Origin of the sequence: Thalassospira povalilytica, assembly GCF_002844235.1 — a bacterium.
In the GTDB taxonomy this organism is placed as follows: Bacteria; Pseudomonadota; Alphaproteobacteria; order Rhodospirillales; family Thalassospiraceae; genus Thalassospira; species Thalassospira povalilytica.
In genome coordinates this window covers 282,518-307,031 of sequence record NZ_PGTS01000003.1, presented here as the reverse complement: position 1 = coordinate 307,031, position 24,514 = coordinate 282,518, and the positions used below count along the sequence as shown (strand labels likewise).

The following is a 24,514-nucleotide window of genomic DNA, read 5'->3' as shown; positions in this document are numbered from 1 at the left end:
GGCGCCCTGCTTATTTCGCATCCTCGATTTCAATCTTTTCCAAAAGGACATTGCCGTTGGTATAGACACAAATCTCGCCGGCAATTGCCATGGCCTTGCGGGCGATTTCCTCAGCACTGAGATCCTGGTCAATCAGGGCACGCGCCGCGGCCAGTGCATAGTTCCCGCCCGATCCGATGGCAATGATGCCGTCTTCGGGTTCAAGAACATCACCCTGCCCGGTCAGCACCAGCGACACATCCTTGTCGGCAACCGCCATCATGGCTTCGAGCTTGCGCAGATAACGGTCAGTACGCCAATCCTTGGCAAGTTCAACACAGGCACGCATGGTCTGCCCCGGATGGCGGTCAAGCTTTGCTTCGAGCCGCTCAAGCAGGGTAAAGGCATCCGCCGTTGCACCGGCGAAACCGACCATGATCTCGCCTTTCTGGCCGATCCGGCGGACCTTGCGGGCATTGCCCTTGATCACGGTCGGGCCAAGCGATACCTGACCATCACCCGCCACCACGACTTCATTGCCCTTGCGCACCGACAGAATTGTCGTGCCATGCCAGCTTTGTTGTTCGCTCATGAATTATCCTTGAATCTCATCGATTGCTTCGCCCAAGAGTTAGCACGGCAGACGCCCCGGTCAAGGGCAGAAGCCACCAGACAGACCGCATCGAACCTTTGCTGTGATGCAAACACAGTTTCAACGCCCATATGCATAAAAATTCAAAGCACACCGGCCCCACATGCTTTAGGCTTGATCGTCAGAAAAGAATTTCAAGAATACAGGACCAAACATCATGAGCAGCACCGATCTTTCCCAAACCCATCTTGGCAAATGCATCCTTGCCGGTCAGGGCAAGATCAAGGCCGATCTGGTTTTGCGCAATATCGGGCTTCTCGATGTTATCACAGGATCGGTAACCCAAACCGACATTGCCATTGTCGGCGACCGCATTGTCGGCACCCATGACAGTTATGAAGGCCGGGACGAGATCGATTGCACTGGCAAATTCGCAGTCCCCGGCTTTATCGATACCCACCTTCATATTGAAAGCTCGCTGGTTACCCCGCTTGAATTTGATCGCTGTGTCTTGCCGCATGGCGTGACCACGGTTTTGTGTGATCCGCATGAAATCGCCAATGTGCTGGGCTCCGAAGGCATCAAATATTTCCTTGATTGCGCCGAACAGACAATCATGGATGTGCGGGTCAATCTTTCATCCTGTGTGCCGGCCACGGCGTTTGAAACCGCCGGCGCGCGACTTGAAATCGAAGACCTGTTGCCGTTCCGCGATCATGAAAAGGTCGTCGGCCTTGCCGAAATGATGAACTATCCCGGTGTGCTCAACCTTGATCCGGGCATCATGGCCAAACTTGAAGCATTTCAGGATGGCCATATTGATGGTCATGCGCCGCTGGTGCGCGGCATGGATTTGAATGGCTATATGGCGGCGGGCATCCGCACCGATCACGAAGCAACATCGGCCGCAGAAGCCCGCGAAAAACTGGCCAAGGGCATGGCGATCCTGATCCGCGAAGGATCGGTTTCCAAGGATCTCGAAGCCCTTGCCGAAATTCTCGATGAAAACAGCTCAAGCTTTGTGGCCCTTTGTACGGATGACCGCAACCCCCTTGATATCGGCGAGGAAGGCCATCTGGACAGTCTGGTGCGCCGCCTGATCGGGCATCTCAAGGCACGCAATTGTCCGATCCATCATGCCTATCGCGCCGCATCGCATTCCGCAGCTCGTATTTTCGGCCTGCGTGATCGCGGATTGATCGGGCCGGGGTGGCGGGCCGATATCGCCATTCTGGATGATCTTGAAACCTGCGATGTTAGCGCTGTCATCGCCCGTGGCCGGTTGGTCAGCGACGATCTGTTTGCCGGGCGCAAAACCATCGCGCCTGTCGGCCTAAGCTCGATGAAAGCCAAACCCGTATCGGCCGAGGCATTCGCCTGTGATCCCAAACCGGGGCAAAACCAGACCCCGGTGATCAAGGTCAAACCGGGGCTTATCCTGACTTTTCGCGATGAAGCCACCCTTGAGATTGGTGAGAATGGCCTGAAACCCGATCTTGCCAATGACGTGATCAAGGTCGCGGTCGTCGAACGCCACGGGATCAATGGCAATATCGGACGCAGCTTTGTACGTGGTTTTGGCCTGAAACGCGGGGCGATTGCATCATCCGTCGGCCATGACAGCCACAATATCACCGTGGTCGGGGCCAATGACGCCGACATGGCCGCAGCCGTCAATCGCCTGATTGAAATGGGCGGCGGCTTTGCCGTTGCCGATGGCGGCACGGTGGCCGCCGAACTGCCATTGCCGGTCGCTGGATTGATGAGCCTTGAGCCGTTCGAGATTGTTGAAAAAGACCTGATCAAACTCCGCGCAGCCGCCAAGGATCTGGGATGCGTTTTGCCCGAGCCGTTCCTTCAGGTCGCCTTCCTGGCACTTCCGGTCATTCCGCATCTTAAAATGACCGATCGCGGTCTGTTTGATGTCGATAAATTCGACTTTGTCTAGGGGATGCGGTGAATCCCCCCATATTCACCGCATATTTTGCAGTAAATAAACTTGCTATTCACCGCAAATTCCCGGCATAATCACCGCAAACGGAGCGGTGATTATGCCCTGGATTCATGAACACACAGATTGGCCGAATTTCTTCTGGGACGATAACGCCCTTATCGTCGACTTGGCTGACTGTCGTTTTCGGCAAGGCAAACTCATTGGTAAAATGACAGCTCTGGGCTTTGATTTACAACGCGAAGCAAGCCTGAGCACCCTGACAAACGACATCATCAAATCATCCGCCATCGAAGGCGAACAGCTCAACAGGGATGAAGTTCGGTCTTCGGTCGCACGACGTTTGGGGATGGATATGGCGGGAATGGTTCCAACCAATCGCCATGTCGACGGGGTGGTTGAAATGATGCTCGACGCCACTCAGAATTATCACGAAACGCTGACAAAAGACCGTCTTCTTGCCTGGCATGCTGCCCTGTTTCCCACCGGGCGCAGCGGCATGCACAAAATCAGAACCGGGATATGGCGAGATGATCAAGGTGGCCCTATGCAGGTTGTTTCAGGCCCGTTCGGTCGTGAAACTGTTCATTTCGAAGCGCCGGGCGCCCCCCGGATTGACGACGAAATATCGGCTTTCATCGACTGGTTTGAAGGCCCGTCAACAATAGACCCGGTCATCCGCGCTGCCATTGCCCATTTCTGGTTTGTCACAATTCATCCTTTTGATGATGGCAATGGGCGCATCGCACGCGCGATTGCCGATCTGGCGCTGGCCCGTGCCGATAACAATTCTACCCGTTTTTACAGCATGTCGACCCGGATCGAAGCAGAACGGCGCGATTATTACGCCCAACTTGAACGTCAACAACGCGCCACGCCCGATATAACAGAATGGATCAGCTGGTTCGTCACATGCCTTGGCCGTGCGATTGAAGCGGCAGATGAAACACTTGAGTCCGTCCTGAAAAAAGCACGCATCTGGGATATCGCCAACAAGGCCGGGCTGAATGCCCGACAGACCCTTGTGCTTAACCGTATGCTCGAAGGGTTCAAAGGGCACATGAACACGTCGAAATATGCAAAAATCGCCAAATGCTCAAATGACACCGCACTGCGTGATATCCAGTCATTGCTTGATGCAGGCATCCTGCAAAAAAACTCGTCTGGTGGCCGCAGCACCAGTTATCGGCTCATTGAAAGCTCCGTTCCGGACTAGGCGCATATTTTGCGGCCATTACGTAGCCACCTAAAACTGGCTTTTCCACGGGTTTGTTGCTACATACGGTCCATCATATGCATCAATATCTGCAGGAAAGGAGCTTTGCATGCGCAAGGCCCGCGTTGAGCGTAATACAAACGAAACCCAGATCATGGTTGAACTGAACCTTGACGGGACCGGCATCTATGATGTCGAGACCGGGGTCGGTTTCCTTGATCACATGCTCGAACAGCTTTCGCGTCACAGCCTGATGGACCTTAAGGTCCGGGCCAAGGGCGACCTGCATATTGATTTCCATCACACGACAGAAGATAGCGGCATCGCGATTGGCCAGGCCTTTGCACAGGCGCTTGGCGATAAAAAGGGCATTACGCGTTATGGCAGTTGCCTGCTGCCGATGGACGAGGCATTGACCCGTGTCGCACTTGATATTTCAAGCCGTCCCTATCTGATCTGGAATGTCAATTTCACCCGCGACAAGCTGGGCGATATGGACACCGAATTGTTCCGCGAATGGTTCCAGGGCTTTGCCCAGGCGGCCGGTATTACCCTGCATGTCGAGAACCTGTATGGCGAGAACAATCACCATATCATCGAAAGTGCCTTTAAGGCGCTTGCACGGTCCTTGCGCGATGCGATCGAAATCGATCCGCGCAAATCCGATGCCATTCCGTCGACCAAGGGGACCCTTGGCGGTTCGCTTTAAGCGGGTCAGCTTGATCTGATCGAAAATTTACCGGTGCTGTTGCGAGAACACCGGGACCAGAAAATCGGTTTTCGATGAAGGTTTACACAGTACATATCCATCCCGGCGATGCCGAACCGATGGAAAACGCCATCCTGATCCGCGAAGGGTTCAATTTCTGGGCCTTTCTGCTGTCGGGTCTTTGGGCGTTGTATCATCGGCTGTGGCTGGGATTCTTTGGTCTGGTCGTTGTTTCAATTCTGTGCAGTCTTGCGGTCATGTTCTTTGATGGCGGGCCGGAAATGGATTTCGCCCTGGCGCTTGTTACCGGGATCGGCTTTGGCCTGATTGCCAATGATTTGCGCCGGCGCAAACTGGCGGCACAGGGCTGGAAAATGACCGATATCGTTGCTGGTAAAACCCAAAGCGATGCCGAACATCGCTGTTTTGAGCGTTTGACCATATCGAAACTGCGCGTCCCACAGATGCAGCAAACCACCATATCAACCCCCTCAACCGGGAGCCCATCCTACCCATGAGTGTTGCGATTATTGATTACGGTTCAGGCAATCTGCGCTCTGCTGCCAAGGCGTTCGAGCGTGCCGCCCGCGAAACCGGCTTTTCCGATGCAATCATTGTCACCGATGACCCGGAAAAGGTCCGCAACGCCAGCCATATCGTGCTTCCGGGTGTTGGTGCCTATGCCGATTGCCGGGCCGGACTTGATGCCGTGACCGGCATGGTCGATGTTCTGAACGAACAGGTGATCAAGGGCGGCAAGCCGTTCTTTGGCATCTGTGTCGGCATGCAGCTGATGTCATCGGTTGGCCGTGAATTTGCCGATACCCCCGGCCTTGACTGGATCGCGGGCGAGGTGGTTGCGATCGAACCCAGCGATCCGACCCTGAAAATCCCGCATATGGGCTGGAACGAACTGGTGCTTGATCCCGCAGGCAAATCCCATCCGGTCCTTCGCGGTATTTCGGACGGGGATCACGCCTATTTCGTGCACAGCTATCACATGCATGTTGCCAATCCCGACCAGCGACTGGCATCGGTTTCCTATGGCGGGGAACTGACGGCGATGATCGGGCGTGACAACATGATCGGCACCCAGTTTCACCCGGAAAAAAGCCAGAAAACGGGGCTTACCATCATTGGTAATTTCCTGGGATGGAAGCCATGATCGCACCATCTGATACCATTCAGCCCGGCGTTGTTGCCGAATGCGTGACCGAACTTTCCGCAGGCGAGCTTTCCGACATCGTCGATGCCTGCACCCAGGCGATTGTCGAGGGTGGTGGATTTGGCTGGCTGACCCCGCCCGATCGCCCGGATATGGAAAAATACTGGCGTGGCGTGTTGCTGATGCCCGGGCGGCATCTGTTTGTGTCGCGCGTTGATGGCGTGATTTCCGGTGCAGCACAGCTGATTGAAACGCCTGCCAACCTTGAAGCGCAGCGCCATTCCGCCCAGATCACCGGTCATTTCGTGGCCCCCTGGGCGCGCGGGCGCGGCAATGGCAAGGCGATCGTGCGTTCGATTGAATATTTCGCCCGTCAGGCGGGCTATAACGTTTTGAAACTGGACCTTCGCGAAACCCAGAAGGCCGCCATCGCGCTTTATAACGGGCTTGGCTATGTCCGTTGGGGCATCAATCCCTATTATGCGATGATCGACGGCAAAATGGTCGAAGGTTACTATTACACCAAGAAATTACAGGACTCTGATCAGTGAATCTTTATCCCGCAATCGACCTTAAAGACGGCGCATGTGTGCGCCTTTTGCGCGGCGACATGGACAAGGCCACGGTATTCAACAATGACCCCGGCGCACAGGCGGGTGAATTTGTTCAGGCGGGCTGTCACTGGGTCCATATTGTTGATCTGAACGGTGCCTTTGCCGGCGAACCGGTTAACGGTGCGGCGGTTGATTCGATCCTGGCGGCCGTTGATGGCAAAGCCCAGACCCAGCTTGGTGGCGGCATCCGCACCATGGAAACCGTTGATTACTGGCTGAACAAGGGCATCACGCGTGTGATCCTCGGCACCGTTGCCCTGCGCAATCCGGATTTTGTCAAGGAAGCCTGCGCGAAATGGCCGGGTCGGGTTGCCGTTGGCATTGATGCCCGTGATGGCTATGTCGCGGTTGAAGGCTGGGCAGAAACGTCGGAAGTTACCGCCCTTGAACTTGCCAAAAAGTTCGAGGATTGCGGGGTTACCGCGATCATCTTTACCGATATCGACCGCGATGGCGCGATGGGTGGACCGAACATCGAGTCCACCGTCGCACTGGCGTCTGAAATCTCGACCCCGGTGATCGTTTCGGGCGGGGTATCGTCGCTTGATGATCTGATTGCGGTGAAAAAGCATACGAGTGCCGGCATTGACGGTGCGATTTCGGGCCGTGCGCTTTATGACGGGCGTATTGACCTGGCCGAAGCCATCGCAGCCCTTGCGTAATCGAGCAAAACAGGAAACCGACCATGTTAAAAACCCGTGTCATTCCCTGTCTTGACGTCAAGGACGGACGTGTTGTCAAAGGGGTCAATTTCGTTGATCTGATTGATGCCGGCGATCCGGTCGAACAGGCGCGGATTTACGATGCCGAGGGCGCGGACGAACTGTGCTTTTTGGACATCACCGCATCATCTGATAACCGCGACACAATCTTTGACGTGGTTGCCCGAACGGCCGAGGCCTGCTTTATGCCGGTTACGGTTGGCGGCGGTGTGCGATCGCTCGAAGACATCCGCAAGCTGTTGCTGGCCGGTGCCGACAAGGTTTCGATCAATACTGCTGCGGTGAAAAACCCCGATCTCGTGCGCGAAGCCGCGCGCAAGTTCGGGTCGCAATGCATTGTCGTTTCGATTGATGCCAAATCGGTCGGCCCGGACAAGTTTGAAATCTTTACCCATGGTGGCCGCGAACCGACCGGAATTGATGCCGTTTCGTTTGCAAAACAAATGACCGAATATGGTGCGGGTGAACTTCTTGTCACCTCGATGGATCGCGATGGCACCAAGTCGGGCTTTAACATCCCGCTGACCCGCACGATCGCCGATTCCGTCCATGTTCCGGTGATTGCATCAGGCGGGGTGGGCACGCTTGATCACATGGTCGAAGGCGTGACCGAGGGTCACGCATCAGCCGTTCTGGCCGCGTCGATCTTCCATTTCGGCACCTATCGCATTCGCGAGGTCAAAGACCACATGAAGGCCGCTGGCATTCCGGTGCGTGAGGAGTAAGTTATGGCTGATCAACACATCCTCGATGCACTTTACGCCACCGTTGCCGCCCGCAAGGGGGCCGATCCGAACACCAGCTATACGGCCAAGCTGTTTGCCAAGGGCACAGCCAAAATCGCCCAGAAAGTCGGCGAAGAAGGCGTTGAAACCGTGATTGCAGCACTGGCCGAAACCCCGGACAAGGTCGCATCGGAAAGTGCCGATCTTCTTTATCACCTGACGGTTCTTTGGGCCGATCAGGGGGTAAAACCCGAAGATGTCTGGCAAATTCTGGCCGAGCGTCAGGGCATTTCAGGCATTGCAGAAAAGGCATCGCGCAAGGCTGATTAATCCTTTGTCCTTGCCGTAAAACATATTGCCCTGATCGCCGCAATCCACCCCGTAACGCCCGAACATGGCCTGTGGCCGCGAAGGTTGGGACCGGCATCGTGCTTTGGGCATTATGGTCCGGGCTCGATTGTCGATTTCAGCCCGGAATGACAAAGATGCAAAACCGGCAGAAATTCGAAAATCGAAATTGCACCTGACGCCAAGCCTGTCCAATATGGCAGCCATCATCAGATTATATCGATCAGGAGCCCCAAGATGGCCGTTCAGCCTTACGATCCGGAAAACATCTTTGCCAAAATCCTGCGCGGCGAAATCCCGTGCACCAAGGTCTATGAAGACGACCATGTGCTGGCCTTCAACGATATCGCCCCACAGGCCCCGACCCATATTCTGGTCATCCCCAAGGGCGCCTATACATCCTATGACGACTTTGCCCTGAATGCGTCGGATGCTGAAATCGTTGCCTATACCCGCGCGATCGGCAAAATAGCCAAGGAAGCCGGTGTGCTCGAAGACGGCTATCGCCTGATCGCCAATACCCGCGACCATGGTCGCCAGGACGTGCCGCATCTCCATGTCCATATCATTGGCGGCACCAAGCTTGGCCTGATGTTGCCAAAGGCATAAGCCCCTCTGATACGCAATATACTGACACGCAACATAAAAGGCAGGGTGACCGTATCGCGACCCTGCCTTTTTTATCCCGATCAAGATTAATCCAAATGCCGATGAATACAGCCACGCCCAATGCATCCGATATCTTTGCTGCCCTGGCCGGGGACTGGTCACTGGTGCGCGATCTGGGCGATGCCGGACAGTTTACGGGCGAGGTGACATTTCACGCCGCCGATCCCGATAAACCAAATGTCCTGCGCTATCGCGAAGAAGGCTTTCTGACCCGCACCGATGGCAAACGGTTTGACGGTTACCGCGAATATGATTTTGTGCTGCACGAAGACCCGGCCGCGATCGAGCTTCTGTTTCGGGACCCGCTAAGTTTTGGCAATCGCTATGTGATGCTGCACTTTGGTGAGGATGCGACAGATGGGCTGTGTGCGCGCGACATTCATCCGTGCGGTGAGGATTTTTATCATCACTGCATGATCTGGCAGAATGATAATCATTTCGAAACAAAAATAAAAATCACCGGCCCCAAGAAAGACCATCTGCTTCACAGTATCTATCGCCGCAGGCAAGGCGCGTAAGCCGTCAAAAATCCCCAGAAACCGCGAATTTTCGCCAGATCAGACTGGAGTATTGTCCGCGACTTCGCGCAGCAACCAGTCGCGAAATGCACTGACTTCGGGGGCGTCCATTCTGCTTTGCGGTGTGATCAGGTAATAGGCGCCGGGATTTTGCAAGGTGGCATCACAGACGATCTCAAGCGTCCCGTCGGCAAGCGGCCCTTCGATCAGAACGCGCGGCAAAAGGGCAATACCCATCCCGGCCTTTGCGGCCTCGATCAGCATGAAGAAATGCTCGAACCCCGGTCCGGGGGCCCCCGATATGGTCACCCCATGCGCCTGTCCCCAATCATGCCAGGCCTTGGGCCGGGTGGTGTGGATCAGGCGGGTCTGCCCCGAAATCAGGGTCGTCAAATCATCTGACGGATCGGATGCGATGGTTCCGGGTTTGGCAACAACCACCTGAATTTCATCAAAAAGTTTATCGGCACGCGCGTCTTTCCAGGTCCCGTCGCCAAAATAAAGCCCGACATCCATCTGGCGTGTTGCAAGATCGGGACTGCGTTCCGGGGTCGCGAAATTAAGCGCCAATGTCTCGATCACCGGGCGGATATCAGGGTGTTCGTTTTGAAATCGTTTCAATCTTGGAATCAGCCAGGAGCTGGCCAGCGTATGCAATGCCCCGATTACCAGACGGCGTTCGCCAACTCCGTGGGTGACCAGATCAAGGGTGGCGGCCTCGATCTCGTCCAGGGCACGGCGCAAACTGGGTAAATAGGCCCGTCCGGCTTCGCGCAAAGCCAGTTTTGGGCCATTGCGATCAAACAGCACCATGCCAAGGCTGCCTTCCAGATTGGCTACCTGTTGGCTGATCGCGCCCGGTGTCACCGAAAGTTCGTTTGCGGCACGGGCAAAACTGCCCAGGCGGGCGGCGGCCTCAAAAGCGCGAAGCGCATTGAGCGGCGGGGTGGTCGGGCGCAGCGCCATATCAATAGATTTCCTTATGATAAGGGCAGAACTTCTGATTTTGACCGCAATATTATGCTGATTTAAACTGTTTCTAACAACCAAGCATTAGATTATCTAGGAGATTCCCATGTCGCTGCCCCCGTTCCATCTGGCCTTCCCGATCAAATCGATTGCCGATACCCGCGCCTTTTACATCGACATTCTTGGCTGTGCCGAAGGACGTTCGACCGAGGCATGGATTGATTTTGATTTCTTTGGTCATCAGTTGTCTGCCCATGTCCGCCCCGAAGCCGGTCAGAACAAGGGTGCTGGCACTGTCGATGGTGATGCGGTTCCGATCCCGCATTTCGGTGCGGTTCTGGAATGGGATATCTGGCATGACCTTGCCGATCGCCTGAAAGCCGCCAATGTGCCGTTTCTTCTCGAACCGAAAATCCGCTTTAAGGGCGAACCGGGTGAACAGGGCACGTTCTTTGTCGAAGATCCGGCTGGCAATGGTCTTGAATTCAAGACATTCCGTGATCCGGCGATGATTTTCGCCCACTAAACCGAACCGGTCGATCCCGAAACGGGTGATCAAACAACTGCCAATCTGTTCAGACGGGTTCGGCGCACAGACGGGTCAGATGCCCTGATACCAAAAAATATACCGGTCACGACCGGCAAATGCCCAATAAATGCCCGGTCAATCACACGCCAATTGATTGACCGGAGATGGCAATAGCTGCCATCAATAGACGCGTCAGACTTTGCAAAGGAACGCTTTGCGATCTGGCGCGTTTTACATAAAGAAGCCATTGCGTATCCCGCCACCAGACCCCGTTCGTCCCCCAGGTATCGGGCACCGGAAAATCAGGAGAACACCATGTCAACCGCCAACAATGCCCCCAATATCCTTATTTCCGCCGCCGGCGAAGACGCCGCATGGAAAGAGGCAATGGTCGCGCGGCTTCCTGGTGCCAAGATCGTCACCGGTGACGAAAATTACGATCCAGAAACGATTGACTATGCCCTGTTCTGGAAACAGCCACAGGGACTGATCAAGACGCTTTCCAATCTTAAGGCCATCTTCTCGCTCGGTGCCGGGGTTGACCATGTGGTGTCTTCGCCAAGTCTTCCGGCCGATCTGCCGGTCATTCGTCTTGAAGATGCCGGAATGGCGGATCAGATGGTGCAATATCACCTTTATGCCGCCCTGCATTTCATGCGTGATTTCGACATTTACAGCGACCAGCAGGCCAAGGCCGACTGGACCCAGCACCCGGTTGCCCGTATTTCCAAATGCCGGATTGGGGTGATGGGTCTTGGCGCACTGGGCGCAGCAGTTGCCACCGCGCTTTCCTCTCTTGGCTTTGGCGTATCGGGCTGGAGCCGCTCGATGAAGGCGATTGACGGCATTACCACCTTTGCCGGCAAGGAAACGCTGGGTGAATTTCTGGGTCAGTCCGACATTCTGATTTGTCTGCTGCCGCGCACGACTGAAACGGAAAATGTCCTGAACAGCACGACGTTGTCCTTTTTGCCCAAGGGGGCTGCGATCATCAATGCCGCACGCGGGGCCATGATCAATGAGGCCGACCTGCTGCGCGCACTTGATACCGGGCATCTGCGCGGGGCGTTTCTTGATGTGGCGGTGACCGAACCGCTGCCCGAAAGCCACCCGTTCTGGGACCATCCGAAAATCCGCATCACCCCGCATATTGCCGCAGAAACCCGGATTGAGGAATCTGTCGAACAAATCGCGGAAAATATCGACCGGATCAATCGTGGTGAAACCCCGCGCGGGCTGGTCAACCGGGAAACCGGTTACTAAGCACCCCGGCGAGAACGCGCAGCCCATCAAACAGCTATACGGGATCTGTATCTCGCACGCCTTTGCGCGGCATGATCCGAGCATTTCGGGCACTTCGATCCATTTTGGGCGCGTCGCAATCGGTGGTTTTTCTTGTCGGCGGACGCAAATTCTGAAAAGAAGGGTTTCCGCCCGCAAGGCCCCCGTTCAGACAGGAATTTCAATGTCGGCCAAGACCTTTGTCGCCCTTCGCGTTGACTGCGATCCCCAAACGGCCTTTGACGTTTTTACCAAAGATATTGATCACTGGTGGAAACAGGGACCGCGCAACCGGCTGATTGGCAATCGGCCGGGCATCATGCAGTTTGCCGAAAAGAACGGGACGATTTTCCTTCAGGAAGCGGACAAGCGCCGCCCGGATTTCGTGGTTGAAGCAGGCAAAGTCATCAGTTTCGAGCCTGGCAAACGGTTACGGTTCGAATGGCGCTGGCCGATGGCCGACAGGAACGAGCCGGTGACGATTGTCGATATCGGTTTTGCCCCGGCTGGTCAGCAATGCCGCATTACCCTTGAACATCTTGGGCTTGAACGCCTTTCGGCCGGGCATCCGGGCCGCAACGGGCTCAATGACAACCGGTTCAAACCAATGATGACCCATTACTGGCAGGCCCATATGGTTTCATTGCGAAACCGGATCAAAAACATTTATGGGCCTTCCGGCGCGTCGTCCTGACTGCCGCTTTCAAAGATCGGTTATGGCGAACAAATCCGCCAGCCAGTCGACAAAAACCCGTACACGTGTCGAAAGCTGGCGGTTTTGCGGATAAAGTACTGAAACCGGCATCGGGTCGGGTGGGAAATCGGGCAAAACTTCCACCAGCCGCCCCGCCCGCAAATCATCCGCCACCCGATAGCGCGGCACCTGAATCAAGCCAAGCCCGGCACTGGCACAGGCCGCATAACTGTCCGCCCCGGTGACCGAAATGCTTGCGGGCAGGGTGATTTCACGCACTTTGCCATCCACCACGAAATCAAGCGGGATCGGTTTGTCATCCGCGCCAGACAGGAAACTGACCATTTCATGACCCTGGCTTTGCAAATCATCGATGGTGCGCGGTGTCCCGAAACGCGCCAGATAATCGGGGCTTGCGATCGTTACTTCATGCAAAAGCGCCAGTCGCCGGGCGATCATGGATGAACTGGCCAGATCGCCACTGCGCAAAACGCAGTCATATCCTTCGTGGATCAGATCGACATACCGATCACCATCGGCAATCACCAGATCAATCCCCCGATAACGTTCTCGAAAGCCCGAAATGGCCGGTATGACAAAGGTACGCGCCAGCGTGCCCTGAAGATTGACCCGCAAAAGCCCCTTGGGATCGGGATTGGTAAAGCTGGTATCGGCATCTTCAAGATCGGCCAGAATCCGCACACAGCGCTGATAATAGGCTTCGCCATCGCGGGTCGGTTTGACCGTTCGCGTGGTACGTTCAAGCAACCGGGTGCCCAGCCGGTCTTCAAGGCGCTGAATGGAATTGGACATGGTTGCGCGCGGAATCAAAAGATCACCGGCCGCCTTGGTAAAGCTTTTGCGTTCTACCACGCGGACAAAATTGCGCATGTCTTCGAACCGGTCCATCCACACCCCTGATTGTTAATAATTTTCGAACAGTCAATTCGAATATAGGGCAATTATCCGAAAAGTCATCCAAGGCATAGTGCGGGCATCACAGTTAACCAAGGAGACTTTCAATGTCTGCCACTGAAAACAGAACCGCAATCATCACCGGCGCGTCGCGCGGGATCGGCGTTGCCCTTGCCAAACGGCTTGCTAAGGACGGTTTTGCCGTTGTCATCAATTATGCAAGTTCGGCCCAGCCGGCCGAAGAACTGGCCGAAAGCCTGAAGGCCGACGGGCATAAGGCAATCGCAATCCGGGCCGATATTTCGCGGCCCGATGCGGTCACCGCCTTGTTTGACAAAACCATTTCCGAATTTGGCGGAGTGGATGTCATCGTCAACAATGCCGGTGTCATGATGACCCAGCCGATCGCCGAAATGGATGATGCCACCTATGACGCGATGATGGATATCAACGTGCGCGGCACCTTCAACATGCTGCGCGAAGGGGCCAAGCATCTGCGCGATCATGGCCGGGTGATCAATTTTTCGACCACCGCCCTGCATCTGAAATTGCCGGGTTATGCGGTCTATAACGCCACCAAGGCCGCGGTCGAGGCCATGACAGCCGTTTATGCCAAGGAACTGCGCGGCCGTCACATCACCGTCAATGCGGTCGCACCGGGTCCGGTTGCAACCGAACTGTTCCTGAATGGTAAAACCGACGAACAGATCGCCCAGTTTGCCAAAATGCCGCCGCTTGAACGCCTGGGTCAGCCCGAAGATATCGCCGGTGTGGTGTCCTTCCTGGCCGGGAGCGACTCCGGCTGGGTGGATGGTCAAACCATCCGCGCCAATGGCGGGCTGGCCTGATCTGACGGCTTTCTGGTCCCCCGATCGTCTGGCCCCGTGATCCAGTCACTGATCCAGCTGCCGGTTTCGGCGTGTGATGGCAACATCGCACGCCGTTTCCATATCAATATATTTGACTTAGTCCATTATTTATTGGACAAAGTCAAATATCATCACAGATGGCAGGAGCACGGGATATGGATGTCAGACAGATTGACGAGATACGGGCATTCAACCGGTTCTATACCCGACAGATCGGACTGCTGAGCGAAGGGCTGCATAAAAGCGCCTTTTCCCTGACCGAGGCCAGGGTGCTGTTTGAACTTCATGCCGGTGGTGCGCAGGTGGTGGGCAAGCTTGCCACCATACTGGCGCTTGATCCGGCCTATCTCAGCCGGATACTGACGCGCTTTAAAAAGGCCGGTCTGATCACGCTTGCAACCGACAGCAAGGATCGCCGGGTGCGGGTCGCGGAATTGACCAAGCAGGGTCAGGAAACCTATGCCGGGCTTCAGGCGGCCTCGCGCAATGATATCGCATCACTGATGACGCCGCTTTCGGAAAGCCAGCGTGAACAGTTGATCGCTGCGATGAAAACCATCCAGTCGCTTTTGGGATCCGATGATGCCATCAAGGCCGCGGACCATAGCAAGCCGGTTCTGATTCGTGACCACCGCCCGGGTGATCTTGGCTGGATCGTGCAACGTCACGGGGCGCTTTATACCGCCGAATATCAATGGGACAGCACGTTTGAAGGGCTGGTAGCAGAAATCGCCGCCAAATTCCTGGCCCATCATGACCCGCGCAAAGAAGGATGCTGGATTGCCGAACATGACGGCAGGCCGGTTGGCGCCGTCATGCTGGTTCGCGAAAGCGATACGGTCGCCAAATTGCGTGTCCTGTTTGTCGAACCCGACGCACGTGGTCTTGGCATCGGCAAACATCTGGTTGATCACTGCATCTCCTTTGCCAGACGGGCCGGTTACGCCCAGATCACGCTTTGGACCAATGGCAATCTGCATGCGGCACGCAAGATCTATGAGAAGGCCGGATTTGTCATGGTTGCCGAAGAACCCCATCACAGCTTTGGCCATGATTTGATTGGACAAACCTGGACACTCGGTCTTTAAGTCCCGCCAGGATCACATCGCCAGTCACCATCGGGGAATGCCATGACCGCCCAATCAGACATTACTTTCCGCTATGCCAATCGTGCGGATCTGCCCGCCATCGTCGCCCTTTTGGCCGATGATGAAAAAGGCAAAACCCGCGAAGAATTCACCGATCCGTTGCCCGATGCCTATTACGCCGCCTTTGATGCCATGGAATCCCAGTCAACAGAGGCACTTCCGAACAAGTATCTTTTGGCGATGTCTGGCGATGATGTTGTCGGCTGTTTGCAATTGACCCTGATTGCCGGGCTGTCGCGCCGCGGGCAGTTGCGTGCCCAGATCGAGGGTGTCCGGGTATCAAGCAAGGTGCGCGGACAGAAGATCGGTGAAAAGCTGATCGAACAATCCATTTCGGTTTCGAAATCACTTGGCGCGCATCTTGTGCAATTCACCACGGACAAGACCCGCAAGGATGCCCATCGTTTCTACGAACGGCTTGGCTTTGTCGCAAGTCACGAAGGCATGAAAATGACCCTAGATTGATCCCTGGCCCGGGAAATCATGTATTGAATTGAGCTTGCGCAATCACATTGCCAACGATTTCTGCTAGACTATTTCTATTCCAGTCAGCACTTGATCGGAGCGATATCATGAACTTGATCGAATTGCAGGATATGGCCCGCGAACGCGGCTTTACCCACATTTTCAGTGCCCGTGACAATCATGTGATCTGCGACGGCCAGGAAGTCAGATACCATGCCGATGATCTGACCATTGTCGATTTCCGAAGTGTCGATAACGGTACCGACCCGGGCGATGATGCCACCCTTTACATGATCGAGGCCAAGGACGGCCTGCGCGGTATGCTGATCGTGCCTGACAGCTTTCACACCGACCCGGACAAAGCGGATCTGGTCGATCATTTGCGCCGCAATCAATCCTGAAAAAAGGGCCTGAAAAAAGGTTGGTGATTCCGGTCCGGAACATTCCTGTGGGGTATGACGTTTTGTCGATATCAGGAAAATTTCGATCACGGAGATTCCAATGACCCTCGCAGATCTTCAGGCAAATGCAAAAGAACATGGTTTCACCCATCACTTCATGTGTGAAGACGGTGGCGTGCGCAGTGACGGTACGGGTCACCTGTATAATGCGGATGAGCTGCGCCTGGTACATTCCAGCAGCACCGACCACGGTACTGACCCCGGCGATGATGCGACGATTTTCATGATCGAGGCCAAGGACGGCACCAAAGGCGTGATGATTGTCGCCGATGCCTTTCACGCCGACCCGAACAAAGCCGAAATCATTGATCAGCTGCGCCGTAACCGCGCGACTTACTAACCATGATTGAATGGCGATGGTTTGATCATTGCCACCAGAATACCAACCAGGGCCCTGAACTAACGGCGATAAACCATCTGCCGATAGTTCAGGGCCTCGGCAATATGGGGGCGTTTGACGGCTTTGCTGTCGGCAAGATCGGCAATCGTGCGTGCAACGCGCAGGATACGGTGATATCCGCGGGCCGAAAGCTTCATCTGACGGGCGGCATCCTGAAGCAGACCACGCCCGTCCTCATCAAGCGATGCCGCCTGTTGCAAAACGTCGCCATCGGCCAGTGCGTTGGTTGATATCGGTTCGTTCTTATATCGTAACATTTGTACTTCGCGCGCCCTGAGCACCCGGTCACGGATCACCGCACTTGTTTCCCCGCTGGCTGGCAGATCAAGTTCTTCGGGCTTGACCGCCGGGACTTCGATCTGAATATCAAACCGGTCAAGAAGCGGCCCTGACAGTCTTGCCTGATAATCCTCGCCACATCTTGGTGCGCGGCTACAGGCCAGATCATTATCCCCCAGATAGCCACAACGGCATGGATTCATCGCCGCCACCAGCTGCACCCGTGCCGGATAGGTCACATGTGCATTGGCGCGTGCGACCGAAACCTGCCCGGTTTCAAGCGGCTGACGCAGGGCATCAAGCACATTGCGTTGAAATTCCGGCAATTCATCGAGAAACAGCACCCCGTTATGGGCCAGTGAAATTTCACCCGGCCGTACACGATGCCCGCCACCCACAAGGGCCGGCATCGATGCTGAATGGTGCGGGGTTCTGTAGGGACGGCTGCGGATAAGCCCGCCGGCCGGCAACATCCCCGATACCGAATGGATGACCGTGGTTTCAAGCGCCTGTCTGGCATCAAGATCGGGCAGGATACCCGGCAACCGGGCCGCCAGCATCGACTTTCCCGATCCGGGTGGCCCCGACATCAAAAGGTTATGGCCGCCGGCTGCGGCGATCTCAAGCGCGCGCTTGGCGCTTTCCTGTCCCTTGATATCACGCAGATCACCATGAAATTCGTTGATTTCCCCGTCATCACGCCGGGTCGGACGGGCAAGGATCTGGGTGCCCTTGAAATGATTGATCAGGCTAATCAGTGTTTTGGGCGCCAGAATTTCCAGATCACCGGCCCAAAGGGCCTCGGCCCCGTTGTCATGCGGGCAAATGATCCCGCAATCACGTGTCGCGGCCTCCATCGCTGCGGGCAGAACCCCGCCAACCGCGGTGATCCCGCCATCAAGGCCAAGTTCGCCAAGTACCAGAAACTGCGCGATATCTTCATGCCCGATCACATCCATTTCGGCCAAAAGACCAAGTGCGATCGGCAGATCGAAATGCGATCCTTCCTTAAGCAAATCGGCCGGCGCGAGATTAATCGTGATCCGCTTGGGCGGCAGGGCAAGCCCCATGGCAGAAAGTGCCGAACGCACCCGTTCGCGGGCCTCTGACACCGCCTTGTCAGGCAGGCCAACCACGGTAAAAGCCGGAAGGCCACTTGCCATTTGCACCTGAACGTCAACTGGGATGGTTTCAATCCCGGCAAAGGCGACTGTCGTGACCCGTGCTGTCATGTTGGCTGATCCCCATAACCCCAAGTTGCAATACTTTGACGGGAAATGGGGATCAGAGCAACAAATCGTTTATCAACAGGGAATTAGGACCGCCATCACGCACAGCTTGCCATGTCGTCCGACGACATTTCGGTATTGATCATCCACGGTGTTCCGAACTTGTCGACAAACATGCCATAGCCGGGTGACCAGAAGGTTTTGTCAAACGGCATGGTAACCACACCATCAACGGATAAGCGGTCAAAGATGGCTTTTGCCTGTGCGGCGGTATCAAAGTGAAGGGATGCTGTCATGCCCTGCATTTTGTTGAAATAGTCGGGCGGACAATCAGATCCCATCACCTGCCAGCCATCACCGATCAGGCAGGCATGGGCGATCTTGTCGTTATGTTCGGGCATGTCACCGGCCATCGGCGTATCGCCATAGGCCATCATGATCAGTTCGCCGCCCAGAATGGTCTGATAAAATTCGAATGCCGGACGGCAATTGCCGTCAAAGTTCAGATACGTGATCAATTTCATCGCGGTGATCCTCAAATCAAAGGGGTGGATGACGCAGATATCCTGGCTTATGGCGCCAGATCGAACTGGGCAGCACAATTTTCATAGTCAAACGGTACCGAGAAATGTTCATGCACGATGCGCCAGTGCCCGCCCTGTTTTTCAAGTTGCTTTGTCGCGCGCATCCAGCTGGCCTGTTCACTGCCATCATCGTGGCGCAACCCGCACCGGATCAGGAAATGCACCACCGCAAGATCACCCGACACCCGGATGGAAGGTTCAAGCGGCTGGAAAAAGACCGTGCCCCTTTCGGGCATGCAGCGATGCCAATGGGCGCGATATTGCGCATGACCACGCACTTGCAGCGGCCCGATCGCGTCAAAGGAACAGATATCGTCGCTATAAAGTGCCATCACGGCATCAACATCTTTGTTGCTGGCAAATGTGATCCAGCGGTCAAGAAGATCCAGAATGGCCTTGTGGTCGTCAGATTGCGGATTGGTCATCAGACGGATCCTTTGATGATGTACAGCGCCCCGGCCTATCGACAGGGCAGGGTCATAAACACGGTCGGATGCTCGCTCGGTCGGTCGGTCGAGCACAACGCAAACCATTGATATTCAACGGTCACGACTGGTTGCCGAAAACCGGGAAACAGATCAGCGTTTTATGCTTTTCCCGTTTGACAAATACGTTGATATCAACATAATTAAGTCATGTCAAAAAAAGAATTCAACCATAACGATCACACGGTTCCGTTTGCCAATACCCTTATGGTTCGGGACTCGTGTCTTTGCCTGCATGTCAGGCGGGCGGCCAGAACAATTGCCCGGCGGTTTGATGATGCATTTCGTCCGCTTGATCTGACCAGCGGGCAATATTCATTGCTGATGTCGCTCAACCGTCCTTCGCCACCGCATATGAAGGATGTCGCCGATCTTCTGGCGATGGATCGCACCACACTTACCGCCAATCTCAAACCGCTTGAACGGCGCGGGCTTGTGGAAATCACACCGGATCCCAAGGACAAGCGCGGCCGTTTGCTCAGCCTGACCAAGGATGGCATGGCGCTTTTGGCGCGTGCCTTTCCAATCTGGAAGGAAACACAAAATCAGCTCGAAAGTCTGGTCGCCGACTCCAATGCCCAACAACTTTTGGCCGATCTGATCAGCCTGTCGCAGGATCCGGAAAAATAGTCGCATCATTTGCACCGGTTTCAAGCCGATATCGCAAAAACTGGCCGCCGTCATGCATAACCGGGCCGTCAAACACTGCCCCAATGCGTTTTAACGCGCCAAGTCTGGTCCGGGTCGGCGGCAATAGGAAGGTAACATGGGGAATGCGCGGATCCGCGCGCGCAAATTCCAGTGCCTTTCGGGTGATTGCCATGCCCAGGCCAAAACAGTCGGCCTTCAATACCAGCCCGTAATCCCAGTCATTTCCTTCCTTCTGGAATCCGCCCCAGCCAACATAGACACCATCACACATAATTGCCCAGTGGCCGAGCCCGTCACGTGCCCAATATCGGGTTTTGACCATGATAAACCGGTCATAGGCCGCCCGGTCCCAAGGGCCGGACAGTAACGGCATATGCACGCGCAGACGCCGATCAGACATATGCGCAATGACCATGGCCGGATCGATATCGCGCAGATCGACAAAATCGATCTTGGGTCCTGTGGCCGGACGCATCGCATCATGTGACATTCAGTTCTGCCAGCTCGAAAAAGAAAAAGGCGCAAAGGTATCGCACCCATTGCGCAGTCTGGCCGATCAATTGTCAAATCAAGGCAGATCACAACCGATCACATCTGCCCAAGCCCGACCTTGCGGGCCGCGTTCAGTCAGTCAGTCAGTCAATCAATCTTCGTCTTTATCGGTTGCTTCGCGCGGCGGAAGGAATTCCTTGCGGCACGGAACGGCTTCTTCATCAACCACGGTCCAGCCGAAATTGCGAAACTTGCCAAAGCTTTCCTTTTTCATGGTGATGCCGCTGGCTTCGTGTTTGCGCACCACACTTGCATCTTCACCATCAATCTTGGCGGCACGGGCCCAGGCGCGTTCGCGCATGGCTTTGGTGATTTTCGGTTCGGGCATCGGGACTCTTTTTTCTAGAAATGCGACAGTACCGCACTATAGCGCAATTTCGGGCAAGCACGTGCAGTTTGCGATGGCATTACCCCATGCCCGGATATCAGGCAATCGACTTTTGATCATTGTCGTGGGGCAGGTGGAAGACGGTTTCGGTCAGGGATTCACGTTCGGACATGATCGCCATCCAGTCGCGTACCCGCACCGGAATATCAAATCGCCGGTCCGGCCAGCGGAAATCGATATAATAAAGCCCGACCAGAACCGACCAGGTCCCAAGATTGGGTTCCTCGGTCCGCAATTGCGGCAATCCTTCAAGGATGGCATCAATCGCACTTTGGACGGCGGTTGCCTGCCGGTCCATTACGAAATCGGAACGATCAGTTTCTGCCCGCTTTGAATCGGCAAACAGCCGGCCGGTTGCCGTCATCATACCATCGGCCAAACCTTGCCATTTCAGGGCATTAAGGCGATCAATCCCGTCCTGGGGAATAACGCCGTCCGATTGTCCGGTCGATCGGGCCAACTGGTCGAGATAGTCACAAATCACAGCTGATTCAAAAACCGCCATCCCGTCTTCAAGGATCAGGGTCGGGACCTTTGCCAGCGGGTTATGTTCGCGCAAGGCCGCATCGGTCCAGGGATCAATCAGGATTTCACTGACCTGCTTTTCCAGACCGAGTTCGCGCAAAACGACCCGCACCTTGCGTGAAAAAGGTGATGTTGGCGAATAGTAAAGTTGCATCATGATCCAAAGCCCCTTGCCGGTTTCAGGCGTTTTTCACTCTGCAACGCCCTATATCGTCAAATCCGCTGTCCAGCCGATCCCTTCAAGATGCCAGTTCGCATCCCAGTTTTGTCCTTTGCGGTCCAGTGTAAGGTAATTTCGCGCCGCACAATAGGTCCCAATACGCCCGGGCAGCGGTTTTAGCTTGGTCGGGCGATCCGGAAGCGGGTTATCCCCAATCCAGGCCAGCAACCCAAGACAACGGGCAAAGGCCACGGGCGGTGCGGTATGCGAGATCCCCGATGCCACCAGCTGATGGATGGTTTTCCCCTGTGTTTCAAAGGTACCGCGCGTGGCGACATGAATCTCGCCAGACAGGATCGTGATGTCGTGATCGTGGTCGTTGGCAATCCGTTCAAGCAATTCAAGGAACCGGCACCATTCGCGGCGGTGCCAGCGGCTTTGCCATTGGTCGCGCAGGTCATCTTCGTATTTTTGCGCCCGCGGCAGCATATGCAAAAACATCTCCACCAGTGACAGGCGCGGACCGATCACCGGCACGCTCGACATCAGAAGAATGCGATTGCCCTTTGATACCGTTTCAAGTGCCCCGGGAAGATCACGCCAGCCATGATCGCCCATAATATCATTCGGGGTGCGCTCGGATCGCAGATCCGGCGCGACAAGGCTGATACCGGGATATTCGACCTTCCAGGCAAGACTTTTGCCCCCACGGTCAAGAACCATGTCGGGCAGGGTCTTGTCACTGCCATCGGGACTTGCGGCAAGCTGCATCAAACAGAAGGCCGCACGCGCGCAGGCAAACATGCCACGCGCCACTTCGGATCCCTGGAACCATTTTTTGTGACTGCCCCAGCCATCAAAAATATCGTGGTCATCCCACATCATAAGTGACGGCACACGCGCCAGCATGTGGCTGATCTGTGGCTGTCCGTAAATCGCCAGATAATGATCAAGATAGAATTTCAGAACCGCATCGCGCATGTCTTCGGAAAATGCGCTCGACTGTTTGGTGCGGCGGCGCGCCTTGGTCCATCGCACGATGTCGGGATGGCATTCCCAGACACCGTCGGCGTAAATCTGATCCCCGCCATGCAACAACAGTGCAAAGGGCCGGTTTTGATGTTCGCGGCCAAGATCGGTCCATAACGCATTGCGGTCTTCAAGCGGCCGGTCAAGATCGCCTTCTTCCTGACCATTGCAGGACACAAAACCGCTCCGTATGTCCGAACTGAAATCACTAAATACCGTGAATGTTTCATCATCGAAATGATAACAGGCATCGGGTTTCGCCGGCAGGTCAAAATCAAACCGCCAATATGTCCGACCAAACAGGGTCGCAAGTTCGACCGGTGATACTGCTGCGGCCCCCATCGGGCGCAATTCGGGAATTTCCATCCTCTCGGGCGCAACTACCAGCGCAGCCAACCTTGAAACCCGGTCATCCCCGCCGCGGGCAAACAAAAACGGCCCGAACAGGTCGTTGCCTTTGATTATCTTGGCCTTGCGATCGGTCATGCGGGCGATGTTCCTGCTGTGGAAATGATATGTCCTTGATACGTCTGGTGCGGGTTTTGGTTCCCCGTACCGGCAGTTCAGCAAATCAATCGGCACAAAAAAGGGCAAGCGACCCTGATCACTTGCCCTTTTGTCATTTTGTCATCACCCGATGATCCCGATCAGGAAAGCCGGGTTTCGATCGCATCCCAGATCAGGCTTTCAAGTTTCGACCCGTCAAAACGGTTCACTTCCTGAAGGCCGGTGGGCGAGGTGACGTTGATTTCGGTCATATAATCGCCGATCACATCGATCCCGACAAAGATCAGATCGCGCTTTTTAAGCTCCGGCCCGATGCGTTCACAGATTTCCAGTTCACGTTCGGTCAGCATCGATTTTTCGGCCACACCGCCAACATGCATGTTCGAACGTGCTTCACCTTCGGCCGGAACGCGGTTGATCGCACCCACCGGTTTGCCATCGACCAGAATGATGCGTTTGTCCCCTTTGCGCACGTCAGGCAAATAGGCCTGCACCATCAATGGTTCGCGCGACTGGGCCGCAAACAGTTCAAGCAGGGAATTGATGTTTTCGTCCCCGGGCTTGAGATGGAAAACACCGGCCCCGCCATTGCCAAACAGCGGCTTGACGATGATGTCCTTGTATTCTTCGCGGAAATCGCGAATGCGGGCTGCCGACCGGGTGATCAGGGTCGGGGGCATCAGATCGGGGAATTCGGTGACAAAGATCTTTTCGGGCGCATTGCGGACATGGCCCGGATGATTGACAACAAATGTTTCCGGATGGACGGCTTCCAGAAGGTGGGTGGCCGTGATGTAATTCATGTCAAAGGGCGGGTCCTGACGCATCAGGATCACATCGGTTTCCTTTGCCAGATCAATGATTTTGGGTGCACCCAGATCATAATGATTGCCCTGTTCATAGCGCAGAGTCATCGGGCGGACTTCCGCCTTGATATGACCGCGGTCATAGAACATGTCGTCCGGATGATAATGCAGAAGTTCATATCCGCGCGCCTGGGCTTCGAGGCCCATGACAAAGGTGGAATCCCCCTTGATATCGATTGATTCAATCGGATCCATCTGGATGGCGACTATACGGCTCATTAAACGCGTTCTCCTGTTCACCGGGGCGGTCTGCCCTGACCTGCAAGTCGACAATTGTGGCCCAAAACGGCCAATTGTGATCATTTGCGGGCATTGCTTGA

31 protein-coding genes are annotated in these 24,514 nt (G+C 55.3%); 20 read left to right on the top strand and 11 right to left on the bottom strand.

What is annotated here, in order from left to right; genetic code table 11:
• Positions 1 to 10: 10 nt before the first annotated feature.
• Positions 11 to 571 (bottom strand): ATP-dependent protease subunit HslV, encoded by a 561-nt coding sequence (gene hslV / locus CU041_RS09875; protein ID WP_101246732.1) that lies wholly within the window; start codon positions 569 to 571, stop codon positions 11 to 13.
• A gap of 217 nt (positions 572 to 788) precedes the next feature.
• On the opposite strand from hslV, the gene ade reads away from it, so the two are divergent.
• The 11 genes from ade (at position 789) to CU041_RS09820 (ending at position 9,208) form a co-directional block, all read left to right on the top strand.
• Positions 789 to 2,519 carry an adenine deaminase gene (gene ade / locus CU041_RS09870; RefSeq protein ID WP_101246731.1) on the top strand — a complete coding sequence of 577 codons (1,731 nt, stop codon included), beginning with the start codon at positions 789 to 791 and terminating at the stop codon, positions 2,517 to 2,519.
• Between the two features lie 103 nt (positions 2,520 to 2,622).
• Positions 2,623 to 3,738 carry a Fic family protein gene (locus tag CU041_RS09865; protein WP_101246730.1) on the top strand — a complete coding sequence of 372 codons (1,116 nt, stop codon included), beginning with the start codon at positions 2,623 to 2,625 and terminating at the stop codon, positions 3,736 to 3,738.
• A gap of 109 nt (positions 3,739 to 3,847) precedes the next feature.
• Positions 3,848 to 4,447: an imidazoleglycerol-phosphate dehydratase HisB gene (gene hisB / locus CU041_RS09860; RefSeq protein ID WP_101246729.1), complete on the top strand. Its 600-nt coding sequence runs from the start codon at positions 3,848 to 3,850 to the stop codon at positions 4,445 to 4,447.
• A gap of 74 nt (positions 4,448 to 4,521) precedes the next feature.
• Positions 4,522 to 4,965, top strand: a complete 444-nt coding sequence (locus tag CU041_RS09855; protein ID WP_101246728.1) for a DUF2628 domain-containing protein — start codon at positions 4,522 to 4,524, stop codon at positions 4,963 to 4,965.
• The gene (hisH, locus tag CU041_RS09850; protein WP_101246727.1) at positions 4,962 to 5,612 is read left to right on the top strand and encodes an imidazole glycerol phosphate synthase subunit HisH; all 651 of its coding nucleotides are present in this window, start codon (positions 4,962 to 4,964) and stop codon (positions 5,610 to 5,612) included. Before CU041_RS09855 ends, hisH begins: the two co-directional genes overlap by 4 nt.
• Entirely contained in the window at positions 5,609 to 6,163 is a 555-nt protein-coding gene (locus CU041_RS09845) for a GNAT family N-acetyltransferase (protein WP_228194908.1), read from the top strand. Before hisH ends, CU041_RS09845 begins: the two co-directional genes overlap by 4 nt.
• Complete coding sequence (hisA, locus tag CU041_RS09840) at positions 6,160 to 6,888, top strand: 1-(5-phosphoribosyl)-5-[(5-phosphoribosylamino)methylideneamino]imidazole-4-carboxamide isomerase (RefSeq protein ID WP_101246725.1); 729 nt, start codon at positions 6,160 to 6,162, stop codon at positions 6,886 to 6,888. Before CU041_RS09845 ends, hisA begins: the two co-directional genes overlap by 4 nt.
• Positions 6,889 to 6,911: 23 nt before the next feature.
• Positions 6,912 to 7,673 carry an imidazole glycerol phosphate synthase subunit HisF gene (gene hisF, locus CU041_RS09835; protein WP_101246724.1) on the top strand — a complete coding sequence of 254 codons (762 nt, stop codon included), beginning with the start codon at positions 6,912 to 6,914 and terminating at the stop codon, positions 7,671 to 7,673.
• A gap of 3 nt (positions 7,674 to 7,676) precedes the next feature.
• The gene (locus CU041_RS09830; RefSeq protein WP_101246723.1) at positions 7,677 to 8,003 is read left to right on the top strand and encodes a phosphoribosyl-ATP diphosphatase; all 327 of its coding nucleotides are present in this window, start codon (positions 7,677 to 7,679) and stop codon (positions 8,001 to 8,003) included.
• Between the two features lie 255 nt (positions 8,004 to 8,258).
• A complete protein-coding gene (locus CU041_RS09825; protein ID WP_101246722.1) occupies positions 8,259 to 8,630 on the top strand; it encodes a histidine triad nucleotide-binding protein in 372 nt (123 codons plus the stop codon).
• A 95-nt stretch (positions 8,631 to 8,725) separates the two neighbouring features.
• Positions 8,726 to 9,208, top strand: coding sequence for a DUF6314 family protein (locus CU041_RS09820; protein ID WP_233433064.1), 483 nt, complete (start codon positions 8,726 to 8,728; stop codon positions 9,206 to 9,208).
• Between the two features lie 39 nt (positions 9,209 to 9,247).
• Here CU041_RS09820 and CU041_RS09815 read toward each other — a convergent pair whose 3' ends face one another.
• A complete protein-coding gene (locus tag CU041_RS09815; RefSeq protein ID WP_101246721.1) occupies positions 9,248 to 10,174 on the bottom strand; it encodes a LysR substrate-binding domain-containing protein in 927 nt (308 codons plus the stop codon).
• A 109-nt stretch (positions 10,175 to 10,283) separates the two neighbouring features.
• On the opposite strand from CU041_RS09815, the gene CU041_RS09810 reads away from it, so the two are divergent.
• From CU041_RS09810 to CU041_RS09800, 3 genes are all read left to right on the top strand, one after another.
• Positions 10,284 to 10,703: a VOC family protein gene (locus CU041_RS09810; protein WP_101246720.1), complete on the top strand. Its 420-nt coding sequence runs from the start codon at positions 10,284 to 10,286 to the stop codon at positions 10,701 to 10,703.
• A gap of 318 nt (positions 10,704 to 11,021) precedes the next feature.
• A complete protein-coding gene (locus tag CU041_RS09805) occupies positions 11,022 to 11,969 on the top strand; it encodes a 2-hydroxyacid dehydrogenase (RefSeq protein ID WP_101246719.1) in 948 nt (315 codons plus the stop codon).
• A 202-nt stretch (positions 11,970 to 12,171) separates the two neighbouring features.
• Positions 12,172 to 12,681, top strand: a complete 510-nt coding sequence (locus CU041_RS09800; protein ID WP_101246718.1) for an SRPBCC domain-containing protein — start codon at positions 12,172 to 12,174, stop codon at positions 12,679 to 12,681.
• Between the two features lie 9 nt (positions 12,682 to 12,690).
• Here CU041_RS09800 and CU041_RS09795 read toward each other — a convergent pair whose 3' ends face one another.
• A complete protein-coding gene (locus CU041_RS09795) occupies positions 12,691 to 13,590 on the bottom strand; it encodes a LysR family transcriptional regulator (protein ID WP_101246717.1) in 900 nt (299 codons plus the stop codon).
• 113 nt (positions 13,591 to 13,703) lie between these two features.
• On the opposite strand from CU041_RS09795, the gene CU041_RS09790 reads away from it, so the two are divergent.
• The 5 genes from CU041_RS09790 (at position 13,704) to CU041_RS09770 (ending at position 16,879) form a co-directional block, all read left to right on the top strand.
• Complete coding sequence (locus CU041_RS09790) at positions 13,704 to 14,444, top strand: SDR family oxidoreductase (protein WP_101246716.1); 741 nt, start codon at positions 13,704 to 13,706, stop codon at positions 14,442 to 14,444.
• Between the two features lie 176 nt (positions 14,445 to 14,620).
• A complete protein-coding gene (locus CU041_RS09785; RefSeq protein WP_233433063.1) occupies positions 14,621 to 15,553 on the top strand; it encodes a bifunctional helix-turn-helix transcriptional regulator/GNAT family N-acetyltransferase in 933 nt (310 codons plus the stop codon).
• Positions 15,554 to 15,595: 42 nt separating this feature from the next.
• Entirely contained in the window at positions 15,596 to 16,078 is a 483-nt protein-coding gene (locus CU041_RS09780; RefSeq protein ID WP_170310190.1) for a GNAT family N-acetyltransferase, read from the top strand.
• A 107-nt stretch (positions 16,079 to 16,185) separates the two neighbouring features.
• Positions 16,186 to 16,479, top strand: coding sequence for a phosphoribosylpyrophosphate synthetase (locus CU041_RS09775; RefSeq protein WP_101246714.1), 294 nt, complete (start codon positions 16,186 to 16,188; stop codon positions 16,477 to 16,479).
• A gap of 100 nt (positions 16,480 to 16,579) precedes the next feature.
• The gene (locus tag CU041_RS09770) at positions 16,580 to 16,879 is read left to right on the top strand and encodes a phosphoribosylpyrophosphate synthetase (RefSeq protein ID WP_101246713.1); all 300 of its coding nucleotides are present in this window, start codon (positions 16,580 to 16,582) and stop codon (positions 16,877 to 16,879) included.
• A 59-nt stretch (positions 16,880 to 16,938) separates the two neighbouring features.
• Here the strand turns inward: CU041_RS09770 and CU041_RS09765 are convergent, their stop codons facing one another.
• The 3 genes from CU041_RS09765 to CU041_RS09755 all read right to left on the bottom strand — a co-directional run bounded on the left by CU041_RS09765 (position 16,939) and on the right by CU041_RS09755 (position 19,456).
• The gene (locus CU041_RS09765; protein WP_101246712.1) at positions 16,939 to 18,450 is read right to left on the bottom strand and encodes a YifB family Mg chelatase-like AAA ATPase; all 1,512 of its coding nucleotides are present in this window, start codon (positions 18,448 to 18,450) and stop codon (positions 16,939 to 16,941) included.
• Positions 18,451 to 18,545: 95 nt separating this feature from the next.
• Positions 18,546 to 18,971 (bottom strand): VOC family protein, encoded by a 426-nt coding sequence (locus CU041_RS09760; protein WP_101246711.1) that lies wholly within the window; start codon positions 18,969 to 18,971, stop codon positions 18,546 to 18,548.
• Positions 18,972 to 19,018: 47 nt separating this feature from the next.
• Positions 19,019 to 19,456: a YybH family protein gene (locus tag CU041_RS09755; RefSeq protein WP_101246710.1), complete on the bottom strand. Its 438-nt coding sequence runs from the start codon at positions 19,454 to 19,456 to the stop codon at positions 19,019 to 19,021.
• Between the two features lie 210 nt (positions 19,457 to 19,666).
• Here CU041_RS09755 and CU041_RS09750 point away from each other — a divergent pair, with 210 nt between their 5' ends.
• Entirely contained in the window at positions 19,667 to 20,146 is a 480-nt protein-coding gene (locus CU041_RS09750; protein ID WP_101246709.1) for a MarR family winged helix-turn-helix transcriptional regulator, read from the top strand.
• On the opposite strand, the gene CU041_RS09745 is transcribed toward CU041_RS09750, so the two are convergent.
• The 5 genes from CU041_RS09745 to gshB all read right to left on the bottom strand — a co-directional run bounded on the left by CU041_RS09745 (position 20,118) and on the right by gshB (position 24,413).
• Positions 20,118 to 20,657 carry a GNAT family N-acetyltransferase gene (locus tag CU041_RS09745; RefSeq protein ID WP_212733788.1) on the bottom strand — a complete coding sequence of 180 codons (540 nt, stop codon included), beginning with the start codon at positions 20,655 to 20,657 and terminating at the stop codon, positions 20,118 to 20,120. The two genes, CU041_RS09750 and CU041_RS09745, sit on opposite strands and share 29 nt — an antisense overlap.
• Positions 20,658 to 20,810: 153 nt before the next feature.
• Positions 20,811 to 21,047: a hypothetical protein gene (locus tag CU041_RS09740; RefSeq protein ID WP_101246708.1), complete on the bottom strand. Its 237-nt coding sequence runs from the start codon at positions 21,045 to 21,047 to the stop codon at positions 20,811 to 20,813.
• A gap of 97 nt (positions 21,048 to 21,144) precedes the next feature.
• Positions 21,145 to 21,789 (bottom strand): glutathione S-transferase, encoded by a 645-nt coding sequence (locus CU041_RS09735; protein WP_101246707.1) that lies wholly within the window; start codon positions 21,787 to 21,789, stop codon positions 21,145 to 21,147.
• Between the two features lie 48 nt (positions 21,790 to 21,837).
• The gene (locus CU041_RS09730) at positions 21,838 to 23,307 is read right to left on the bottom strand and encodes an alkaline phosphatase D family protein (RefSeq protein WP_101246706.1); all 1,470 of its coding nucleotides are present in this window, start codon (positions 23,305 to 23,307) and stop codon (positions 21,838 to 21,840) included.
• A gap of 161 nt (positions 23,308 to 23,468) precedes the next feature.
• Positions 23,469 to 24,413 (bottom strand): glutathione synthase, encoded by a 945-nt coding sequence (gene gshB, locus CU041_RS09725; RefSeq protein WP_101246705.1) that lies wholly within the window; start codon positions 24,411 to 24,413, stop codon positions 23,469 to 23,471.
• Positions 24,414 to 24,514: the final 101 nt, after the last annotated feature.

Bases quoted from the DNA above. Each gene is read 5' to 3' on its own strand.
- hslV (WP_101246732.1), bottom strand. From the start codon at position 571: ATGAGCGAACAACAAAGCTGGCATGGCACGACAATTCTGTCGGTGCGC.
- ade (WP_101246731.1), top strand. From the start codon at position 789: ATGAGCAGCACCGATCTTTCCCAAACCCATCTTGGCAAATGCATCCTT.
- CU041_RS09865 (WP_101246730.1), top strand. From the start codon at position 2,623: ATGCCCTGGATTCATGAACACACAGATTGGCCGAATTTCTTCTGGGAC.
- hisB (WP_101246729.1), top strand. From the start codon at position 3,848: ATGCGCAAGGCCCGCGTTGAGCGTAATACAAACGAAACCCAGATCATG.
- CU041_RS09855 (WP_101246728.1), top strand. From the start codon at position 4,522: ATGAAGGTTTACACAGTACATATCCATCCCGGCGATGCCGAACCGATG.
- hisH (WP_101246727.1), top strand. From the start codon at position 4,962: ATGAGTGTTGCGATTATTGATTACGGTTCAGGCAATCTGCGCTCTGCT.
- CU041_RS09845 (WP_228194908.1), top strand. From the start codon at position 5,609: ATGATCGCACCATCTGATACCATTCAGCCCGGCGTTGTTGCCGAATGC.
- hisF (WP_101246724.1), top strand. From the start codon at position 6,912: ATGTTAAAAACCCGTGTCATTCCCTGTCTTGACGTCAAGGACGGACGT.
- CU041_RS09830 (WP_101246723.1), top strand. From the start codon at position 7,677: ATGGCTGATCAACACATCCTCGATGCACTTTACGCCACCGTTGCCGCC.
- CU041_RS09825 (WP_101246722.1), top strand. From the start codon at position 8,259: ATGGCCGTTCAGCCTTACGATCCGGAAAACATCTTTGCCAAAATCCTG.
- CU041_RS09820 (WP_233433064.1), top strand. From the start codon at position 8,726: ATGCCGATGAATACAGCCACGCCCAATGCATCCGATATCTTTGCTGCC.
- CU041_RS09815 (WP_101246721.1), bottom strand. From the start codon at position 10,174: ATGGCGCTGCGCCCGACCACCCCGCCGCTCAATGCGCTTCGCGCTTTT.
- CU041_RS09810 (WP_101246720.1), top strand. From the start codon at position 10,284: ATGTCGCTGCCCCCGTTCCATCTGGCCTTCCCGATCAAATCGATTGCC.
- CU041_RS09805 (WP_101246719.1), top strand. From the start codon at position 11,022: ATGTCAACCGCCAACAATGCCCCCAATATCCTTATTTCCGCCGCCGGC.
- CU041_RS09800 (WP_101246718.1), top strand. From the start codon at position 12,172: ATGTCGGCCAAGACCTTTGTCGCCCTTCGCGTTGACTGCGATCCCCAA.
- CU041_RS09795 (WP_101246717.1), bottom strand. From the start codon at position 13,590: ATGGACCGGTTCGAAGACATGCGCAATTTTGTCCGCGTGGTAGAACGC.
- CU041_RS09790 (WP_101246716.1), top strand. From the start codon at position 13,704: ATGTCTGCCACTGAAAACAGAACCGCAATCATCACCGGCGCGTCGCGC.
- CU041_RS09785 (WP_233433063.1), top strand. From the start codon at position 14,621: ATGGATGTCAGACAGATTGACGAGATACGGGCATTCAACCGGTTCTAT.
- CU041_RS09780 (WP_170310190.1), top strand. From the start codon at position 15,596: ATGACCGCCCAATCAGACATTACTTTCCGCTATGCCAATCGTGCGGAT.
- CU041_RS09775 (WP_101246714.1), top strand. From the start codon at position 16,186: ATGAACTTGATCGAATTGCAGGATATGGCCCGCGAACGCGGCTTTACC.
- CU041_RS09770 (WP_101246713.1), top strand. From the start codon at position 16,580: ATGACCCTCGCAGATCTTCAGGCAAATGCAAAAGAACATGGTTTCACC.
- CU041_RS09765 (WP_101246712.1), bottom strand. From the start codon at position 18,450: ATGACAGCACGGGTCACGACAGTCGCCTTTGCCGGGATTGAAACCATC.
- CU041_RS09760 (WP_101246711.1), bottom strand. From the start codon at position 18,971: ATGAAATTGATCACGTATCTGAACTTTGACGGCAATTGCCGTCCGGCA.
- CU041_RS09755 (WP_101246710.1), bottom strand. From the start codon at position 19,456: ATGACCAATCCGCAATCTGACGACCACAAGGCCATTCTGGATCTTCTT.
- CU041_RS09750 (WP_101246709.1), top strand. From the start codon at position 19,667: ATGTCAAAAAAAGAATTCAACCATAACGATCACACGGTTCCGTTTGCC.
- CU041_RS09745 (WP_212733788.1), bottom strand. From the start codon at position 20,657: ATGTCACATGATGCGATGCGTCCGGCCACAGGACCCAAGATCGATTTT.
- CU041_RS09740 (WP_101246708.1), bottom strand. From the start codon at position 21,047: ATGCCCGAACCGAAAATCACCAAAGCCATGCGCGAACGCGCCTGGGCC.
- CU041_RS09735 (WP_101246707.1), bottom strand. From the start codon at position 21,789: ATGATGCAACTTTACTATTCGCCAACATCACCTTTTTCACGCAAGGTG.
- CU041_RS09730 (WP_101246706.1), bottom strand. From the start codon at position 23,307: ATGACCGATCGCAAGGCCAAGATAATCAAAGGCAACGACCTGTTCGGG.
- gshB (WP_101246705.1), bottom strand. From the start codon at position 24,413: ATGAGCCGTATAGTCGCCATCCAGATGGATCCGATTGAATCAATCGAT.